Here is a 19908-nt window from a genome sequence, read left to right as displayed (position 1 = left end):
TGTTATACCGATTCAAAAAATGTTTGCGACAGATACCCCACCCGCCTGACGGCACCCTCCCCTTAGCAAGGGGAGGGTTGGGGAGGGGTCTTGTCTATGTGTCGCATTCTTTTTTCAAATTGGTATTACTTTTGCAAGAGGGGGGAAAGAGAAAAGGGTTTTTATTTGCCCTTTCCCCGGTTGGTGAGCTTGTCGAACCATTACCCCTTACCCTTTTCCCCACTTCTCTTAGAAGTCTAATGAAAGCAAGAGGTCTATTCTCAAACAAAAAGCCCCGTCAAAAGCCGGGGCGATACGTGCTATTTTCACCTTTAGAACAATTGTACTACATATGAGATAAAAAGTAAAACCTCAGACCGTGTAAATACTGTGAATTACGAGCTTGAAAATAAAAGCTAGCTTAAAAATAGCGAGTAATACCAATTCAGCAAAATTTTGATACACACCCAAGAACTTGTAGGGGCGAACAACCGTTCGTCCTTACACCTGGATTTGTATCATTCCTATATATATGGATTTCAGAATTTACGCATTATGTGGATTAGACGCTAAAACCCTTGATTTACCGTTGTAGAGACGTTGCACTGCAACGTCTCTAGAGGGCTGATTTAACTAACGAGTTTCTCTCCTTTAAGCATCCGCGATGCGGCTTCTAGTAGCGCTTCTTCAAGATAAGGCTTGGTAAAGTAGCCACTTGCGCCTAGTTGGACTGCCATTTGTCTGTGCTTGTCTGCACCTCGTGAAGTGAGCATTGCAATGGGTAGGTGGTTGAGGTTGGAATCTTTCTGAATGCGAGAGAGTAACTCCAGACCATCGCAACGGGGCATTTCAATGTCGCAAAATACGATATCACAAGGCAGACCGGAGCGGAGTTTATCCCAAGCTTCCTGACCATCACGCGCTTGTTCTACGCGATAACCTGCTTTGTTGAAGGTCAGCGAGAGCAATTCTCGCACTGTGATTGAGTCATCAACAATTAGCACTGTCGGGTCAATCTTGGTAGCCGGGGCGTCTGTGGAACTAGCTTTTTGTTGCCAAGAACTACCACCAATTTGTGTAGAAATTCGTCCTTGGAAGATGTCAATGATTTCTAACACGTCAGCGATGGGCATAATCCGACCATCACCGAGAACTGTGGCTCCAGCTACACCAATGGGTTTAGGTGCTGGCCCTTCAAATTGCTTAATTACGATTTCTTGTTCGCTCAACACCAAATCAATTTGTAGGGCAATTAGAGTATTTGCCGATCGCACCACCACCACAGAAACCATATCATCATCTCGGTTACCGCCATACACGTTACCGCGACTAATTTGGCGATTGAAGGTTAAAAGTTCCTTCAAAGGTCGGAATGGCAGCAGGGTATCGCGCCAAGAAATAAATGATTGTCCGTTGGTGTTATGCTGAATATTTTTCATTGGGATATCGAGGGTATCTTCTACCCCGTCCATCGGGAAGGCAATTCTGGCTCTATCAGAAACACAACACAAAGCTTTACAAATACTCAAAGTCAGTGGCAAACGAATTGTGAAAGTGGTTCCCTTGCCAATTGCAGAATCGGTGTTCACTGTACCGCGAATTTCGCTAATGGCAGAACGCACCACATCCATACCCACACCGCGACCAGAAATTTCGTCTGCCTGGTCTTTGATGCTAAAACCAGACTGGAATAGTAGGTCGTAGACTTCCAGGCGAGATATGGTTTTTGCCTGAGCTTCCGTAATCATACCAATTTTGACTGCCTTAGCTTTAACCCGTGCCGGATCGATACCTGCGCCGTCATCCCCCACAGAAATCACAGTTTGGTTACCTTGGTGGAAGGCACGGATAGTAATAATGCCTACGGGTGGTTTACCAGCCCCTTGCCTTTGTTCTGGGGTTTCAATACCGTGAGCGATCGCATTATTGAGCATGTGAGTTAATGGATCGCTAAGATGATCTAAAATCATCTTGTCAATTAAAGTATCGCCACCTTCAATTACCAACTCCACTTGTTTGCCACACTTGATGGCATTGTCCCGCACACCCCGCCGCCAGCGATCGATAGTTTGGGCAAAGGGCACCATTCGCGCTCTTGTGAGTCCCTCTTGTAGCTGGGTGGTTACCTGACGGAATTGCCTTGCTACCCGTTCGGTTTCTTCGGTGACAAAATCAATGTCACTAGCAGACTCACGCACTCGGACAATGCGCTCAATCATCTGCTGGGAGAGTGTGTGGAAGGGAGTAAAGCGATCCATTTCTAGCTCGCTAAAACCTCTGTCAGAATTAGAGTCTTGGGAATTGACACCAGATTCTTTGGCTTTGCGTCCGGCTAACAAAGAAGCTTCCAAAAGCGATCGCTCATATAACTCTTGCATCCTCGCTCCCACATCCGAGAGTTGTTGCACCTGAATTAACAAGTTATCCAATGATTGTCGCAACCGTTCGTGATCCTGCTCTAAGGTGTTGCGATTTACCACCAACTCCCCAACTAAATTGCTCATATCATCCAGTTGCTTAACTGGAACTTTCATGGTTTCTTCAAATCTGGCAGTACGACGAGTAGACGGACGTGGAGTTTTAGTGGTGTTGGGTTTTGTTAGCGCTGAGTGTGATATGGTTTGATCTGCCTCTGCCAGCAACTTTTCTAAATCGCTAAATTCATCTACCCTTGGTGCTGGAGGCGGAGTTTTTGCTGGGACTGGTTGAGTTAAGGGCTGGTGTTGGCGTAGTTTGTCGGAGACATCCCTAGATACAGCCGCTTGATTATTATCTGTACCTAGCAATTCTTCTAGGGCAGCAAAATCCACTTCTGGCATTTCCTGAGGTTTCTCAAGAGGTGCTATTTTCTCTCCTAATAATGCTTCCAAGTTGGCAAATTCATCTTCTGAAGTAACTTCTTCAACCGTTTGTGTTTGTATCAATTCTTCAGTTACGGCAACAGCATTTTCTGACTCTAACACTGGTGCAGCTTCAGATGTCTCCGCTAAATTTAATAAATTCGCTTCTCGGTTGCTATCTGTTTCTCCAGTTTCGGAACTAATTGTTTTTGTTAATTCATTGGTTGCTAGATTTTCTGCTGATGCTAATAAATCATTTATAAAACCGATTTTTTGATTTTCTAAATTTGTGTTTTCTGCAAATTCAAGGGTAGTTTCTAAATTATTATTTTCAGGATCTAAAACTTCTGAGCCAATGTCAAATAAAGTTGAATTTTCTAAAATTGAGAGTTCAGCCACCACATCATCTGGAGTTTCCATTTGAATGTAGGTGGAATCATCAACGGCTACATCCTCAAACAGTAGTTGGGGATTTTCTGCAAAGGAGCCGAACAAATCATCTGTTTGTCCTGGGGATAATTCTGAAGTTTCTAAAGTTGAGAGTTCAGCCACCACATCATCTGGAGTTTCCATTTGAATGTAAGTGGAATCATCAACGGCTACATCCTCAAACAGTAGTTGGGGATTTTCTGCAAAGGAGCCGAACAAATCATCTGTTTGTCCTGGGGATAATTCTGAAGTTTCTAAAGTTGAGAGTTCAGCCACCACATCATCTGGAGTTTCCATTTGAATGTAAGTGGAATCATCAACGGCTACATCCTCAAACAGTAGTTGGGGATTTTCTGCAAAGGAGCCGAACAAATCATCTGTTTGTCCTGGGGATAATCCTGAAGTTTCTAAAGTTGAGAGTTCAGCCACCACATCATCTGGAGTTTCCATTTGCATGTAAGTGGAATCATCAACGGCTACATCCTCAAACAGTAGTTGGGGATTTTCTGCAAAGGAGCCGAACAAATCCTCTGTTTGTCCTGGGGATAATTCTGGAGTTGATAGTTCAGCCACCACATCATCTGGAATTTCCATTTGAATGTAAGTGGAATCATCAACGGCTACATCCTCAAACAGTAGTTGGGGATTTTCCTCCAATGGTTCTAAATCTGAAGATGTTTGAGTAGCATCAACAGCAGATATCTCTGACAATTGATTAGTAAACTCTGGAATGAAATCAACAGTTTCTGGCTGTTGAGATGAACTGTGAATTTCCTCGTCTCTGGAATCCGATGCAAACAACGGGGCTGATTCTTCTAGTATTCCTACTTGGTTAATTTCAGGGATAATAGTTGAATTAATTAATGTCGATTCTTCAAATAAATCATCCCCCGCATCAGATGATAATGTTAAATCCAGATGAAAATCTTCTATATCAAAACCGCCTATAGCAGCAGACTGGGGATTTTGATTGTCATTAAAAATATCATCATTGCTAGCAGTAAATAAATTTTCTTCTAAAAAATTTTCTAAATTTGGTTCGACCAAAGATTCCAATTCATTCTGTGATTTTTCTTCTGTATTTTCCTGGCTCCAGAAGTTACTCAAATCATCTTCTACTGGAGAAAATTCAGATGTATCTATTATTGAGGTTATATCGAATAAATCACCAATTTCAGAATCGTTATTTGGTGTTACTGGATGTTCTTCTGGTTCGCCAAATAGGTTATCTAAAGACAAATCTGTTGTTTGAGATAATTCTACATAGTCATTGGGGGTAATTTCTTCTACCCAATTTTTATTTTCAGTTTCTAAAAATAAGTTATTAAAAGTGTTCTCTTGGTTGCTGGATAGTTCTATACTTGCAAAAGTATCATTTTCAGGTTGAGTTACTTCCCCTGGTATCAATAGTTCAGGTTCGTCTAGTGTCAGTGATAATAAATCTGCAACTACATCGTTATCATCATCAATAGTATTTGGAACAATGTCTGGATTTTTTTGTTCCGTCAATTCTGATAAAATCGCTTCTGAATCTGCATCTAAATTAAAATCTAGTTCATTGATATCATTCAACTCTAGATTCGTAACAGGTATTTGTTGATTTCGCAGTTCAGAATTTTCTTTATCTAGGAAATTGTCACCAAATAACAGCGATAAATCTTCTGTTTTAGCAGTGGTTGTAGTCTGCTGTTCATTACTGGTATCCTCATCAAATGAAAGTAAATCTGATAAATCACCATCAGAATCTTCCGGTTCATTGTTGTTGAAATTAATTCCCAATTCATCGCTAGAAGTAATTTCTAAAGTTTCTTCTTGATGCCAAGGTTCGTCTAAATCAGGAGTCTCGCCTTCAAATAAATCAGCAAGGGTATTTAACTCGGCTATCCCTACCTCTGGGCCGTTGGGGTCAAGATTCTTACTGATTGGATGTACTTCCTCATGTGGAGTGAAACTAAAGCTAGTCTCAATTCCATGATTTGGTGATGTTTGTTGTAATTCTTCTAGATTCAGTTGTTCAATTGGCTCAGAGAAATTAGTGATAAATTCTTGGGCGTCCTCAGTTTCTTGAGCATTTGACTTTGCTGGAGACTGTTCGCTCACTAAATTAGAAGTAATTTCTGACAACTCAATTTCTGCAAAGGTCAACAGTGCTTTTAGTTGTTCGCTAATTGCAATTTCAGCTTCTTTACCTTGGAGAACTAATTCTTGGGCTTGCTTGATTTCGGTAATGACGATTTTTGCTAAAGTCAGGTAGGTATTTTCAGGATTAGCGATCGCACTCGCCGCAGCTTGACACAAACTGCACCAGTTGGATAAATTCCAACTTTCACCAAGTTTAACTAACTGATGACAGCATTCCTGGAGATTTTGCCGAGTTGAAGATGTTGTTGTCTGCTTGAATAGTTGCAACATTTCCCGCAGTGTTTGTAGCACTTGGGTTTGAAAGTCACTCCAATCACGGTTTTCTTTGCTGCTGGCGGTAGATAACACTTCCTGTGGTGCTACAGCAAAAGATATTTCTGATTCCTGATGCCCTTCTTCTGTCAAATTAGGAATATCTCGCCGCAGGAAAAGTTCTGTCAGTGTGGAAACATTCTCTACAGAACTTCCTTGTTCCCTTCCAGATGAAGCAGCTGCTCCACTATTTCCTTGTTCTACAAGTTGTTCTAGATGCTCATTGAGCCACTGAAACACAGGTTCGGTTTCTGACATCAATGTATTAGCTGTTTCTTCAGAAAGACCATAAGGGCCGCTCAAATGTTCTAACAGCGCTTTCAGGGTATCAGATACACCAAGGAATAAAGACTCCAACTTTTCGTCAACCTGAACCGGATGTTCTTTAAGAACTTTGAAACAATCTTCCAGACGGTGGGAGGTATGCTGGATGCTAGTCAATCCAAGCATTGCTGCTCCTCCTTTGATGGAGTGAGCCGCCCGGAAGACTTCGCTAATCATTTCCGGGTCGTTAAGGGTACTCTCTAGATTCAGCAACCCCTGTTCAATTGTATTCAGGTGATCCCTGGCTTCTTCAATAAAGTAACCCAAAATCCGCTGTTGTTGTTCCGGCAGCATAGCAAAAGTTGTGAGTTATGAGTTGTGAGTTATGAGTTATGAGTTGTGAGTTATGAGTTATGAGTTGTGAGTTATGAGTTATGAGTTGTGAGTTGTGATTTTTATTTTTAACTCCTGACTCCTAACTTGATTCCAAGTTATAGTTTTTATTTTTAACTCCTCACTCCTAACTCCTAACTTTTTTACCTACTTTCAAGGGTTTCCACTCGGAAACGTTCCACGGAGGCGATTAAGTCGCGGGATACACCTACCAGGTGTTGTAGGGCACCAGAAACTCGCTGTGCTTCTTGGGATGTTTCTTGGGCTGTAAGTTCTACTGATTGCATTACATGGGCGACGGCGCGGGATGTCTCCGTTTGTTCCACAGTATCGCTAGTAATAGAACGCACTAATATATCGATGCGATTTGCCACTTGAATGATGTTTTCTAGCGATCGCTTGGCTTCTTCTGCCAATTTTGTGCCTTTAATTACTTGTTGTGTGCCTTCTTCCATCGCAGTCATTACGGAGCCTGTTTCGCTTTGGATTTGCATCACAATTTGTTCGATTTCTTTCAAGGATTTGGCAGATTTGTCTGCTAACTGGCGCACTTCATCTGCTACAATCGCAAACCCGCGTCCGGCTTCTCCCGCCCTTGCCGCTTCAATACTGGCGTTGAGTGCTAGTAGGTTTGTTCTGGAAGCAATCTGAGAAATTAACGCCACAATTTTAGAAATTTCTTGGGAAGATTCCGCCAGCCGCTTCACTTTGCGAGTTGTTTCGGCAACGGTTTCGCGAATTTCCAAAATCCCTGCCACAGTATTTTCTACTGCTTCGCCACCCTTAAGAGCGATGGTGCTGGCATCGCGGGCGACGGTTTCGGCTTCCCGCGCCGCCTCTGCTACCCGCTGAATCGAGTCGGTCATTACCTGTACAGAATTCAGCGTCACAGCCAATTCTTCTGCTTGGCGCAAAGCATCACTAGACAAGGCTCTAGCAAAGGTTTCGGAGTTGGTTGCACCTTTTGTCACTTCCTTGGCTGCCACTTTTACCTGTTGGACAATATCCCGCAGGTTTTGAATTGTCAGGTTAAAGGCATCAGCTACGGCTCCCAGTACGTCGGCTGTGACTTCAGCTTGCACCGTTAAATCGCCTCTGGCAGCTCCTTCCACATCGTCCAACAACCGAATCACCTGGCGTTGAAGATTTTCCTTGGCTTCCTCTTGTTCGTCGGCTTTGCGTTGGGCTTCATTTGTGGTGGTGAAAATAATTCGCGCCATTTCATTAAAGCCACTGGCTAAATGCCCCAATTCATCTTCCGAATACACCGTGGCTTGAGCATTCAGATTTCCCTGACTTACAGCATCAAACTGAGCTTGCAAATCCTTAGTTGTACGCCGAATTTGCTTGAGTGTAAGATTTCCCATGAAACCTGCGGTGGCAAAACCAGTCAGCCCAGCGGCTAGTGCCATTGCCCAACCTGTATTCCGCACGCTTTCTCTTTGTTGGGGAACAGAAAAGGTTGTGGCTACAAAGCTGACTGTGGCTACAACTAGTGCTGAGGCAATACCCACAGTTCCAGCAATTAACCATTGTTTTCTTTGGATGGGAGCATTTTCTAATGGTGCTAACCAGCCTTGCTCGACGCTGACACTGGGTTCTGCCTTTGAAACCTCCGGTTGGGTAAAGGCTGGAACTGGTTCGTGGGAACCAGTGATGGTAAATAGTTCCTCTTCCCGATCTGCTGTAGTACTTGGAAAAGCATCCAAGATTTGAGCGCGTCCAGTATTACCGGTTTCTGCTGTGGCAGAATGCATTGCCACATCAACAAAGTCAGCATCTCCTTCAATGAGGTCAAAACCTGGAATATTGCCTAAATCATCAAATTCCTCAAAGTCATCTAAAAATTCTATATTGCTCTTAGAATTTTCTCGATTCATTATATTGTTTGACTCTTCATCCGAGTCAAAGCTTTCTGAACCAAAGGCAGACTCAAAGGCCTGGATATCAAAACTTTCATCGTCATCAAAGCTGTTTTTATCTAAGAATTCCAGTGATTTAAACTGCTTTTTATCTGCAATAAAATTATCGTCTCCAGATGAATAATTATCAGAAAAATTTGGTGGTGATTTTGATTCTGTGTCTAAATCTCTTTGTGCCAACGAATTGTTTGATTTGTGGTTTGATGAATTATCTTGAGTATTATATTCTAAGTTATTGGTTGTCAGCCGATTGTTCGGTTGTTTGTCAGCAATCAATACAGTTTCATCTGCAAAATGAGGCTGTTCGAGTTCTAAACTATCAATACTAGAATCTTCTGGTTGGGAATCGCTCAAAAACTCAGCAAAATTATTGTTATCGGTACTAATATTTGAGGTAGAGTTTGAGGAGTAGTTACGATGGTTAATCGCTAAATTTTCGTTAGTAGAATTTATTTCATTTTCTGTAAAATGATTATTCACTAATGATTCTTCGAGACCTTGTTGGAAGCTATCTTCTTCCCAAAAAGCAGGTAAATCTAATTCTGTTTCTTCCTTGTCGCTGTCGCTATTTGCCTCTTGTGCTGCTAATTCTTCATTTAAAGCAAAAGGGTCTTCGCCAAAAGTTATAGAAGAATCTGATATATCTTCTGTGGCAACGGTGCCTTCTGTGGGTATATCGAATGGATTGTTGGAAGAATTATCTTCAACTGTATTCACACTTTGTTGAGCATCACCAAAAAAGTTTAAATCCAGATTTTGGCTGTCAAATTCTTCACTAGCAGACAAATCTTCCAATTGTTCTTCGCTATATGCCAGGGCATCGGACATCTCTAGAGAATTTATTTGTTCTTGCCTAGCGGATGTATCAAGCTGGCCCCCAAACGACTCTAGATATTGATTAATATTTTCAATTCCATTATTGGCAAAACCAATAATTTCTGGGTCGTTAGTCAAGTCTAATACATGTTGATATTCTTGTTTTGCAACATCGTACTGCTGCAAAACATAGTAGATGTGACCCCTTAATAAATGGGAGTTTGGGTCATCTGGTAAACTTTGCACCACTTGGTCAACTAAAGTGGCAGCAACGTCATAATTCCTTTGAACATAGGCGGTCATCGCCTGTTGATATGTTGGCTCGCGATCGTCAATACTTGCTGACATTTCCTCCTCCAATTTCATCCTGCCCATCGCGCACTCCGTAATATAGCCGTTTGATCGAGCAGTCGTAGACACTGATTATTTTTAGCACCTAATACCCACTCGCCACGTAAAAAAGGAGCCATAGTATCTGGAACACTATTTGGTGGCATGAGATTTTGGACATCCAGCCAGTCCATACCACCGATTTCCTCCACTGCTAAACCCACTATTGTGTCTTGTTCTTCAATGGCAATTACTGGAATTTCAGCTTTATCAGTGTTTAATGCACTTGGTTCACCTAAAAATTGACCCAAATCAGCCACCCAAATAACTCGACCTCGTAAATTTAGAGTACCCAAAAGTAAAGGAGAAGCATTAGGAATCGGGGTGATTCTATCAGGACTTAGTTCGATTACTTCCCGAATGCCAGTTGCTTGTAGTGCAAACTCCTGATGCGAGGGAATGTAAAACCTCAGATGTAACTCACCTTCAGGACTTTCTACTTGTAATTCTGGTCGAAAATGATCTTGACCGCTGCCACTTAAAAAGTCCGGTTTGCTGACCATATTGCTTTTATCCTTATCCTCGCAGCAGTTGTTTGACTGTTCCTACCAACTCTGTTGGTTGAAAGGGTTTGGCAATGTAGGCGTCTGCACCTTGTTTCATTCCCCAATAGCGATCGAATTCTTCGCCTTTGGAAGAACACATAACCACAGGGACATTTTGGGTTTTGGGATCGGATTTTAACCGCCGACAAACTTCGTAGCCGTTCATTCGGGGCATGACAATATCCAACACCACTAAATCCGGAGGTGCTACTTGAATTGCCTCCAATGCTTCTAATCCGTCACTGGCATGGGTGACTGTTAGTCCAGTTGCTTTCAGGAGGTCTGTGATCATCTCCCTTTGCGCGATACTGTCTTCGACAATCAGAACTGTACTCATAAGTGTCTATCTACCTCCTGATGTAACGTTCCTATTTGGAACATTCCCTGATTCCCCCGCAAGTATTAACTGTATAAATTAAATTTAGCTTTTCACTAATTTCCTGGATATTGAGGTTTCACTGGGTTGGCTCATTCTGTGATAACATCTTTTACCTCATCTTTTAGTAGATCCACAAGTCTTCAATCTTTTTATATTTTGGATTTTGGATTTTAGATTTTAGATTGTTCAATCCAAAATCTAAAATCTAAAATTCTTGTACCCCATACCCAATGCCGATTTTCATCAGTTATTGATATATTTCCCTACAACCATGAGTAATTCATTGTCTGTAAATGGCTTTGTTAAATAATCTGTTGCGCCGACCATGCTGGCTTTGACTCGATCGATAAATCCATCTTTACCAGTAAGCATGACAATCGGTGTCAGCCGAAATGCTGTTGAGTGTCGCAGCATGGCGCAAACTTCGTATCCTTCCAATTCCGACATGGCAATATCACATAAAATTAAATCCGGTTGAAGTTGAAAAACCAGACTTATTGCCTCTAAAGGATTAGTCAGAACGATCGCTTCATAACCTTGTGCTTGTAGGATGGAATTTATAGTCTCACCGATGGCGATCGCATCGTCAATACATACTATCCGCCCTCTGCTTTTTTGATTCAAGTCTGAATTTTCTATGTGAATCTCCGGTTGGTTACTCGCTGAATATACTAACTGAAGCCAACTTTGTTGTACGTATGGATATATTGCCTTAGCGACTGTCAAAATGTCTCTGTTGAGATAACGAGCCAGTTGACGCAGGGAGCTTTTACCATCAGCCCAATGTTGTAGCTTATTGACGGTTGCTGCTGGTAATGACGAGTGTGTGTGAACTTTGTCAGATAATACCAGTAATTGTTCTGGAGACTGAATGTGTGGATAAAGTTGCTTCCACTCTTGCACCTGTTTGGTAATTTTGGTTACAAAGGGAGCAATATCAAAAGTATTTAGTTGCGGGGCAAGTGGCGTACCTTGACGAAAAATGAAGTTACCTTGATGTAAGCTCAGTAGGTCAAATAGGGTTTCATGTACCAAACCCTGGATAATACTAGCAGCTATTTTGGGGCTGATGATATTTTGTTCCAAGAGTGCCCAAATATACGCATATTCTGGTGCGTCGGTTGATGAAAGAGAAGCAATTTGTTTGTCAGCAAGTCGCATCTCAACTCGGTAATGACGTAAATAATCGCTAATCCTCGATAAACTACTTTCTCCTTGTTGACAATAGATGATTTGACCATTGAGGAAAAAAACGAACCAAGACTGTTGTTTGAGAAGATATTTACTAGCTTTGTCTGTAGCAGATTTGTGGTTATGGTAGTAGCTATGAGCTTCTACCCATAGTTGCCCTGTTCGTTGTCCCAACTCAATTAGTTGCAAAATACTGCAAATATCAATTTCATTTAAATTTCCCTGCATTGAGTTAAAAAATACTCCTGATGGTGGCGTTTACGTCGTTTCTGAGTTGTGTATGTCAATCAATTTTGGATTTTGGGTTTTAGATTTTGGATTTTGGATTGAAATAGATCGCTTTGGGTGGGGACTTGGATTTGTAAAGAAGTTACTGTAGTGGACGGGTTTTCAGACTTCAGGAGACTTCGATCCACTGACATCGAAGCATATAGCTTGTTTGTAACACTTCGTGGAAGCAAGCTAGGTGTGGCGTTCCGTAGTTAAGGAGTACTGAGGTAATTTTTAATCTCAAATCTAAAATCTCAAATCTAAAATCGACACAGCTATAAACCTTAATCTTTCGTAATACATTTAGACAAAGTTAGTGTTAACACGGAAGTCATCATCACTGTCATCAGTACAAAATATAAAGGCGCGGTCAAGTCGCTTCTATAAGGGACTTCCAAGTAAAAAAATATTCCATAGAAGACTGTTGACGGTTCACAGTTAACAGTCAACAGTCAAAGCATTAACTGGAATAATCTATTTTTTGGACTTCTTTAAGTATCAAGACGTAACATCTCGCGTTTATAAATAGTTTTTTTGTCTGTTTTGCCCTCCTCGACTTTGGTTAAGTGAGACAAGTAAACAGAATTATTTCAGGTATATCCCAAAACACGAACTTTAAGTGCATCAATAAGGACTAACAGTGTGCTGTATTTAGCAGAAGTACAAAAACAGAAAGGTGGTTTACTCAGTGGTGGTGGTAAAACCGAACTGAAACTACTAGCTTGTCAGCGAACTGACCAGAATTGGAGTACTGTGTCGGAAGAAGTGATTGCTGCTGAGGAAGCAAGCAAATTAAATGATGGCGCTTTAGTGCTGGCTGAACTGAATCCGAATCGTCAAGTACAACGGATTCAAGAAGCAGGGCGGCCGCTAGTGAATATTTTGCAGAATTTTTCTCGCCAATTGGAAAAATTTAAGCTCAAGGAAGATGAAATCGATCAGTGGAAACAGTCGCTGACGTTTCAGGCGCAAGAGTTGAATCGGCGTGAAATGGAAATGGAAGCACGCTTAGAACAGTTGCAAAACATGGAAGATGAGTTGCAACAATTGGAGCAGCAAAAACAAGAAGTTGATACATCTCGTAGCGACATTGAACGCTTACAAGGGGAAATTGAGCGCAACCGTCAGGAATTGGAAGGTGCTTGGGAGCATTTGCGGGGCGAGCAACGTCGCTTAGAGGAGCGTCAAGCAGATTTCAAACAAGGGACAGTTTTGGATGAGGAACAAAGTCGGGCGATGAGTGAGTTACTCAATCGCTTATCAAGTCGCGTTGTTCCCACAGAAACAGTAAAACAACACCTTGATGTTGGTTTTGAATTGATAGAAAAGCAGCAAGCTATTCTAAGTCCCCACTGGGAACAACTCCAGCAACAAAAAACTGCTATTGTTCAACAACATGAAGAAGTTGAGCGCTTGTCACAAATATTTAGCGATCGCCAAAATGCATGGCAACAAGGACAAAATTCCCTAGTCCAGCAAACAGCGCAATTGCAAATCAGTACAGCAGAGCTTAAGAGCAAACAAGAGTATATTCAAATACTAAAAGAACAGTTACGCAATCAAGAAGATTTATATCAGCAAATTCACACTTTAGCTGCAACATCTGGTGATGTGGTTCTCGGCCAGCCAGTTGATGTAGAAGCTTTACAAAAAATGCCTTTAGATGAACTACAAAAGATAGTCCAAGACTTAGAGTATAAATTACAAATAGATGCAAGTTTTGTTCACGAACAAGAACAAGAACTGAAATATAAGCAAGAAACTATAGAAGAACTGCAAAATAAATTAAACCAAGCATCTGACCAAGACCACATCAATTTGGAACTGGAACTCAGGGATGAAAACGACCACTATCAGATGTTAAATTCTAGTTTAGTGGGACAACGTCGTAATATGATACAGCGGCAGAACTTTCTCAAACAACATCAAAATATATTGCTACGGCGACAAGGACATACTGTTGCTGACGAAAAAGAAGGTAATCAAATTAATTTAGAGCCAATTCTCTTACGAATTGAAACCCAGAGACAACAACATTCACAGGAAATCCAAAAGTTAGAACGTGAAATTGAGCAAATGCGTGCTGGTATCGATTTAGCTCAAGGAATGATTGACAATCAAACCCACGATTTAGAGGAGAAGCAGCAAGAACTCAAAGCGATCGAAGAAAACTTGTTATCTCTAAGAACAGCAACAGCTCAATGTCGTGGTCGAGTCAATCTTTATGAAGAAGCACTACAACCAATTCAAGATTGTCTAGATAGCTTACGGCAAAAACTCCAAGGAATTGGAGAATCTTTAGATAAGTTCCAGGAAACTGGCGAAAATCAGTTACAGGTAATTACTCAGATCCGCCAAACTCTGCAAAGTTTGATATCTCAACCAGAATTGTTAGCGTCTTAAAAAGTTAGGAGTTAGGAGTTAGGAGTGATGAGTTATGAATTCAAGAAAATTTTTAACTCATAACTTTTAACTCCTAACTATTTTCAAACAAATCCAATCGCCTTGTACTTGAGCGATCGCACCTCCAGGAAAAGGATCGGTTTGCGATCGATTTGGCGCTGTAATTAAAGCCGTTAATTTTTCAATATGCTCAAAACCAGGTGCGTCAGCTAGTACTTCCTGCAACACCTGACGCATCACCCGACGTTGCAACGCCAATGGTGCTTTCTGCAACACCCGACGATTTAACCGCAAGGGAAGAGATGAGGAGAGTGGGGAGATGGGGAGGTGGGGAGATGGGGAGATAAATTGCAACAAGTCTTTCCCCTTGTCCTCTTCTTCATACCCAATGCCCCATTCCATCGCCTCTTCCCGCAATTTTTGAGCAGCTTTTTCCAAATATTCCACTTCGGCTTGTAAAAGTTCTGCTGTTTGGGCTAAGGCTGATTCTACTTGGGGATTGAAATTTTGGCGCAAATATGGTAATAGTTCTTGGCGGATGCGATTGCGGGCGTATTTTACATCTTGATTAGTGGAATCTTCCCAAACTGGTAGTTGAAAATCTTGGCAAAATTGTTGTGTTTGTGGGCGAGTAATTTCTAAAAGTGGACGCACTATCATAATGCCTGTAGTTAGGGGACGTTGCCAAGTCAGGGCTTGCAAGCCATCAGCACCAGTACCGCGAACTAAGTTGTAGAGGAGAGTTTCGGCGCGATCGCTTGCCGTGTGTCCTGTGACTATATATTGATAATTATCTGTTTGGGCGATCGCACTTAAAGCTTCATATCGCCAATCCCGTGCAGCAGCTTCACTATTTATCGGTTCCTTGGCTGTTGCTAAATAAAAAGATATACCCCAGTTTTTAGCTAAATTTTCGACGTGATGAGCATTAGCTTGGGAGTCAGAACGCCAGCGATGATCGCAGTGAGCAATACCTAAATGCCATTCCCATTTGGGTTGTAAATCTAACAGTAATTTTATTAAACACAGAGAATCTTGTCCGCCGGAAACAGCGACTAATAGCCGTTGGTTGCGTTCAAATAAATGACGCGATCGCATTGTGCGATGGATTTTTGCGTGTAGAGGAGTCCATACCATTTTTAGAACTTCTCATAGTTTTTGGATTTGACTTGCAGCAACAACTTCTTTAACAGTTAACGCTAGTTCGGGGAAAGTAGTAGAGAGAATACGGTCATTGCCCGTAAACTTTTGGACTTGGTATTGACCCTCAAGCAATTGGTAAACAAAAATCGTGGGGAGTTTGGGATTACCGAGATAAGCGCGAGAAGCGATCGCTAGATAATCTACAATCCAATACTCAGGAATACCCAGTCGTTGATACTCATCTAGCTTGTCAACATAATCATCATCCCAGTTTGTTGAGGTGACTTCTACAGCAAGTTGAATCGGCTTAATCAGCGCCCCGTAAGCTAAAACATTACTGTTCCACAGTGATGCACTAACTACGCTCACATCTGGATTTCTGCCTTGTTCTTGCCCAGCATCAGTAAACGTCCTGATGATAATATCTTTGTCAGCAATATATTCAAGTCCCAAGCGTCTAATTTCATCATTGAAGGCAAGCATTAAAAACCTTGCTACATTCTTGTGCGCTCTGGTTGCCTCCACTGGTATAATCTCTCCATCTATCAGTTCGTAAATGCCACCATCAGGGTATTGTTCTAGAAACTCTTCAAAAGTTAGTTTTTTAACTGGAGTCTGAACCATATTGTTCACCCATTAAAAGAACAATTCGCAATTGTGGATAAAATAATGTAATTCATAATTTTTGCAAGTCAGATTCAATCTGCATTTTCCAGTTTGGATCTGTTGCCTTATTTTAGACAATTACTACAACACAAAGTAGATAACTTTGTAATCCTCTCTGCGTCTCTGCGCCTCTGCGTGAGATAAAAATCCTGTATAAATTCCCAGATAACTTTATGACACAAATTCAAATCGGAATCGAAGGCGAAGACGCACCAACAGTAGCCGCAGCATTGCTAGAAATCCCCGGAATATCGGGAACCTACGAAGTCTCAACCCAAAAAGAGGGGACTTTAGCGGCGATCGCTACCATTGTTGGCATTGTGGGTGGTGCTGTGGCTTTAGCCGAACAAATCCGCAAATGGCATCAAGAATGGCATCAATCTCATCTCTACCGTTACTAGTTGCAGGTAACGCGCATAAACAAGACTGCGGTTGTGATGGAGCGCATGGGCGATCGCACTTCGCTAAGGAGCAAAAAAAAATTATACAATTCTGTTGGTAATCTAACGCCAGCTATTCCTGAACATACTACCATTTCAATAATCTTGGTTGAGCGCCAGTGATTCCTAAAAGTTCTCTAACGCCAAGAAGCTTTAAGATTCCCGTGCTGTAAAATATGTATATATAAATTTTTCATATAAATAACACCTGATGAGTTCCTTACCCGCTAATCGTGCTAATACCCTCAAAGCTGCTTTTCGTGTTTGTGATGTAGCTCCTTTAGTGAGTAATAGAGATATTGAACGTTATTATGTTGATTTATCAAAAGTCCGCAAGACAGAGGCAATTAATACTGTTAAAAAGCGCTTAGATTTTCTGGAACCCACAGAATTTTGCAGCCTTCTATTTACTGGACATCGGGGATGCGGTAAAAGTACAGAATTAAGGAAGATTCAGCAAGAATGGGAATCTCAATATAAAGTTATTTATATAGAAGCCGACGCTGAACTAGATATATTAGACGCAGAATACACAGATTTATATTTGGTAATTATTAAAAAAGTTGCTGACGTGCTATATTCATCGGAATTAAATTTTGATGCACAACTTTTAAAGAATTTTGAGTCTTGGTTTCAAGAAATTACTCAAGAAACCGAACAAACAGTTGAAAGGTCAGTAAGTATCAGTGCTGAGGGGGAAGCAGGTATAAAGATTCCCTTTATTTCAAAGCTATTGGGTAAAATCCAGGCTCAAATTAAAGGCGCTGACAAACAAAGAAAGACAGTTCGTCAGAATTTACAAAAAGATATTGGTCGTTTACAAGCAGATATAAATTTGTTGCTAGGTGATGCTTTTGTCAAGCTTAAATCAAAATATCCTGAATATGAAAAAGGATTTCTAATTATTTTTGATAACTTAGACAGAGTGCCTCCAAATGTAGCTAAACACTTATTTTGTGATTACGCCTTTCAATTACAAAGTCTACATTGTACGATTATCTATACAGCGCCAATTTCTATAGTCTATTCTGAAAATAATTTGGCTAATACCTTCGACACTCCCAATATTGTGCCGATGGTCAACATATATGAGTTTGAACAAGACAAAACCAATCTAGATCATAATGATGATGGTCTAACAGCAATTATGAGTTTAATTGAACAAAGAGTTGAAGTAGATGCAGTGTTTGAATCGCGTCAACTATTGGTAGATTTAGCGAAAGCAAGCGGTGGTCACATCCGCCAATTGATGCAAATAGCATCACAAGCATTTCTTACAGCCGCAACTCGTGAGCATGAGAAAGTTACTGCGGATGACATCATTTATGCGATTAACCAAGAGCAGTTTAATTTTGAGCGGAGTATATCAACAGAATACTATTCTGCGTTGGCTGCGGTATGTGTAAATAAGGATGTTTCTAAAGATGAAATAGGCAGGTTAATGCTGTTCAGTCTTTGGGTTTTTGAGTACAACGGTAAAAATCGCTGGAATTATGTTAATCCAGTTGTGAGGCAAATCCATGCTTTCCAAGAAGCAGTCAAATCAGCCACAAGTAACCCATGAGTTTAATTTAAAAAAAGAAAGTTTTGTGCAAATAAATCAGCAGTCATTAGCGGAACTGTTAACCTTTATTGACTTTGCTGACACTCAGTTAATGATTGGGTTCGTTGCTGTTAACTTCGCAGAAGATAGAAATACTTTAATTGAAATCCTCAACAACCATCCTCAATGTCATGAGATTCAGTTTGAAATTCTCGATTTTGCCGATCCTAATTTGCGTTTTTTAAGAGATGAAATTATTCGTGATTTAAAAGAAATTCATTTAAAACCAGATAACAAATTAGTTTTAATTGTTATTGGTTTAGAAAAGTCTATTGGTTTATCTGGAGAATATCCGCCTGTACTGCAAGACTTGAACTTTGTCCGAGACGCTTTTACTAATAGTGTTCCTCACCCTATACTGATATTTCTACCAGATCATGCTCTAACACGTTTGGCAAAATATGCCCCAGATTTTTGGGCATGGAGAAAAGGAATATTTTATTTTCAAACAGTCCAGTCTACTCAAGAGTTGGCTATTGAAAAAACAATTCAGTCTGAGAGAATATTAGGAAGTTTAGATTTACGAGAAAGGCAAGAGCGGATTGATTTACTTGAACGCTTGCTAATGGAAGAATCAACAGATGTACGTACCCGCATTACTATTTTGCAGGAATTAGGGGCAGCTTATAGGAGTATTGCTGAGGTAGAAAAAGCAGAATATTTTTTGCTAAAAGCTTTGAAGCTGATTGAAGAAGATGAAAATCTAGCAGAAATCAAAGCTAGCGTTCTCCACGAACTGGGTGACACATATCATGATTTGGGAAAATGGGATAGAGCGATCGCACTCTACAATCAGTCTTTGGAAATAACTGAACACATTGGTGATGTCCAAGGCAAAGCGGTGACGTTGTACGAACTAGCAGGTATCTACGCCAACAAAGGCGATGTGGATAAAGCGCTCGCACTCTACAATCAGTCTTTGGAAATAGCTGAACGCATTGGTGATGTCCAAACCAAAGCAGCGACGTTGCACGACCTAGCAGGTATCTACGCCAACAAAGGCGATGTGGATAAAGCAATCGCACTCTACAATCAGTCTTTGGAAATAGCTGAACGCATTGGTGATGTCCAAACCAAAGCGGCGATGTTGAGTAATCTGGGAATTCTTTACGCCAACAAAGGGGAAGTAGATGAAGCGATCGCACTTTACAATCAGTCTTTAGAAATAAAAGAACGCATTGGAGATGTCCAAGGCAAAGCGGCGACGTTGAGCAATCTGGGAATTCTCTACGCTAACAAAGGAGAAGTAGATGAAGCGATCGCACTCTACAATCAGTCTTTGGAAATAAAAGAACGCATTGGAAATGTCCAAGGCAAAGCGGCGACGTTGAGCAATCTGGGAATTCTCTACGCTAACAAAGGAGAAGTAGATGAAGCGATCGCACTCTACAATCAGTCTTTGGAAATAAGTGAACGCATTGGAGATGTGAAAACTAAAGCGGCGACGTTGCACAAACTGGGAATGCTCTACGCCGACAAAGGGGAAGTGGAGCAAGCGATCGCACTTTTCAATCAGTCTTTGGAAATAACTGAACGCATTGGTGATGTCCAAACCAAAGCAATGACTCTGTGCTGGTTAGGACATTTGGCAGAACAGCAGGGTGAATACGCTAAAGCGATATCCTATTTGCAGCCAGCTTTAGAGATTTTGCAGCGATTGAAGTCACCGGACGCTGAAAGTGTGAGGGTGAGTCTTGATAGGATAATTCGTAATTCGTAATTCGTAATTACAGCACGGAAAGTTTTTTGTTTCACGCAGAGGCGCAGAGGCGCAAAGAAGA

At 41.2% G+C, this 19908-nt stretch carries 11 protein-coding genes and 1 pseudogene; 4 read left to right on the top strand and 8 right to left on the bottom strand.

Going from position 1 to position 19908, the window contains the following annotated elements; genetic code table 11:
• Nucleotides 1–608: 608 nt before the first annotated feature.
• The 5 genes from GNE10_RS08015 to GNE10_RS07995 form a co-directional block, all read right to left on the bottom strand.
• Entirely contained in the window at nucleotides 609–6320 is a 5712-nt protein-coding gene (locus GNE10_RS08015; protein WP_185564427.1) for a response regulator, read from the bottom strand.
• A gap of 182 nt (nucleotides 6321–6502) precedes the next feature.
• Nucleotides 6503–9445, bottom strand: a complete 2943-nt coding sequence (locus GNE10_RS08010) for a methyl-accepting chemotaxis protein (protein ID WP_185564425.1) — start codon at nucleotides 9443–9445, stop codon at nucleotides 6503–6505.
• Between the two features lie 14 nt (nucleotides 9446–9459).
• Nucleotides 9460–9990 (bottom strand): chemotaxis protein CheW, encoded by a 531-nt coding sequence (locus GNE10_RS08005; protein WP_099067285.1) that lies wholly within the window; start codon nucleotides 9988–9990, stop codon nucleotides 9460–9462.
• Between the two features lie 13 nt (nucleotides 9991–10003).
• Nucleotides 10004–10369: a response regulator transcription factor gene (locus GNE10_RS08000; protein ID WP_012412195.1), complete on the bottom strand. Its 366-nt coding sequence runs from the start codon at nucleotides 10367–10369 to the stop codon at nucleotides 10004–10006.
• Between the two features lie 285 nt (nucleotides 10370–10654).
• Nucleotides 10655–11830 carry a response regulator gene (locus GNE10_RS07995; protein ID WP_185564423.1) on the bottom strand — a complete coding sequence of 392 codons (1176 nt, stop codon included), beginning with the start codon at nucleotides 11828–11830 and terminating at the stop codon, nucleotides 10655–10657.
• Nucleotides 11831–12514: 684 nt separating this feature from the next.
• On the opposite strand from GNE10_RS07995, the gene hmpF reads away from it, so the two are divergent.
• Nucleotides 12515–14275 (top strand): pilus motility taxis protein HmpF, encoded by a 1761-nt coding sequence (gene hmpF / locus GNE10_RS07990; RefSeq protein ID WP_185564421.1) that lies wholly within the window; start codon nucleotides 12515–12517, stop codon nucleotides 14273–14275.
• A gap of 66 nt (nucleotides 14276–14341) precedes the next feature.
• On the opposite strand, the gene tilS is transcribed toward hmpF, so the two are convergent.
• A complete protein-coding gene (gene tilS, locus GNE10_RS07985) occupies nucleotides 14342–15412 on the bottom strand; it encodes a tRNA lysidine(34) synthetase TilS (protein ID WP_185564419.1) in 1071 nt (356 codons plus the stop codon).
• 12 nt (nucleotides 15413–15424) lie between these two features.
• The gene (locus GNE10_RS07980; protein ID WP_185564417.1) at nucleotides 15425–16042 is read right to left on the bottom strand and encodes a Uma2 family endonuclease; all 618 of its coding nucleotides are present in this window, start codon (nucleotides 16040–16042) and stop codon (nucleotides 15425–15427) included.
• Nucleotides 16043–16257: 215 nt separating this feature from the next.
• On the opposite strand from GNE10_RS07980, the gene GNE10_RS07975 reads away from it, so the two are divergent.
• A complete protein-coding gene (locus GNE10_RS07975; RefSeq protein WP_260446835.1) occupies nucleotides 16258–16485 on the top strand; it encodes a hypothetical protein in 228 nt (75 codons plus the stop codon).
• On the opposite strand, the pseudogene GNE10_RS35820 reads toward GNE10_RS07975, so the two are convergent.
• Nucleotides 16471–16539, bottom strand: a pseudogene (locus GNE10_RS35820) (pyridoxamine 5'-phosphate oxidase); the annotation flags it as partial. The gene GNE10_RS07975 and the pseudogene GNE10_RS35820 overlap by 15 nt on opposite strands.
• Nucleotides 16540–16735: 196 nt before the next feature.
• Between GNE10_RS35820 and GNE10_RS07970 the strand changes: the two are divergent.
• Nucleotides 16736–18088, top strand: coding sequence for an ATP-binding protein (locus GNE10_RS07970; protein WP_185564415.1), 1353 nt, complete (start codon nucleotides 16736–16738; stop codon nucleotides 18086–18088).
• Nucleotides 18045–19847 carry a tetratricopeptide repeat protein gene (locus GNE10_RS35360; RefSeq protein WP_221642770.1) on the top strand — a complete coding sequence of 601 codons (1803 nt, stop codon included), beginning with the start codon at nucleotides 18045–18047 and terminating at the stop codon, nucleotides 19845–19847. Before GNE10_RS07970 ends, GNE10_RS35360 begins: the two co-directional genes overlap by 44 nt.
• Nucleotides 19848–19908: the final 61 nt, after the last annotated feature.

The organism is Nostoc sp. 2RC (genome assembly GCF_014222165.1).
GTDB classification, from domain to species: domain Bacteria; phylum Cyanobacteriota; class Cyanobacteriia; order Cyanobacteriales; family Nostocaceae; genus Nostoc; species Nostoc linckia.
The sequence above is the reverse complement of the archived record's forward strand: the minus strand, read 5'-3'. Positions and strand labels throughout refer to the sequence as shown.

Excerpts from the sequence above, each read along its gene's own strand:
- GNE10_RS08005 (WP_099067285.1), bottom strand. The coding sequence starts at position 9,990 with ATGGTCAGCAAACCGGACTTTTTAAGTGGCAGCGGTCAAGATCATTTT.
- GNE10_RS08000 (WP_012412195.1), bottom strand. The coding sequence starts at position 10,369 with ATGAGTACAGTTCTGATTGTCGAAGACAGTATCGCGCAAAGGGAGATG.
- GNE10_RS07980 (WP_185564417.1), bottom strand. The coding sequence starts at position 16,042 with ATGGTTCAGACTCCAGTTAAAAAACTAACTTTTGAAGAGTTTCTAGAA.
- GNE10_RS07970 (WP_185564415.1), top strand. The coding sequence starts at position 16,736 with ATGAGTTCCTTACCCGCTAATCGTGCTAATACCCTCAAAGCTGCTTTT.
- tilS (WP_185564419.1), bottom strand. The coding sequence starts at position 15,412 with ATGGTATGGACTCCTCTACACGCAAAAATCCATCGCACAATGCGATCG.
- GNE10_RS07975 (WP_260446835.1), top strand. The coding sequence starts at position 16,258 with ATGACACAAATTCAAATCGGAATCGAAGGCGAAGACGCACCAACAGTA.
- GNE10_RS07995 (WP_185564423.1), bottom strand. The coding sequence starts at position 11,830 with ATGCAGGGAAATTTAAATGAAATTGATATTTGCAGTATTTTGCAACTA.
- GNE10_RS35360 (WP_221642770.1), top strand. The coding sequence starts at position 18,045 with ATGCTTTCCAAGAAGCAGTCAAATCAGCCACAAGTAACCCATGAGTTT.
- GNE10_RS08015 (WP_185564427.1), bottom strand. The coding sequence starts at position 6,320 with ATGCTGCCGGAACAACAACAGCGGATTTTGGGTTACTTTATTGAAGAA.
- GNE10_RS08010 (WP_185564425.1), bottom strand. The coding sequence starts at position 9,445 with ATGTCAGCAAGTATTGACGATCGCGAGCCAACATATCAACAGGCGATG.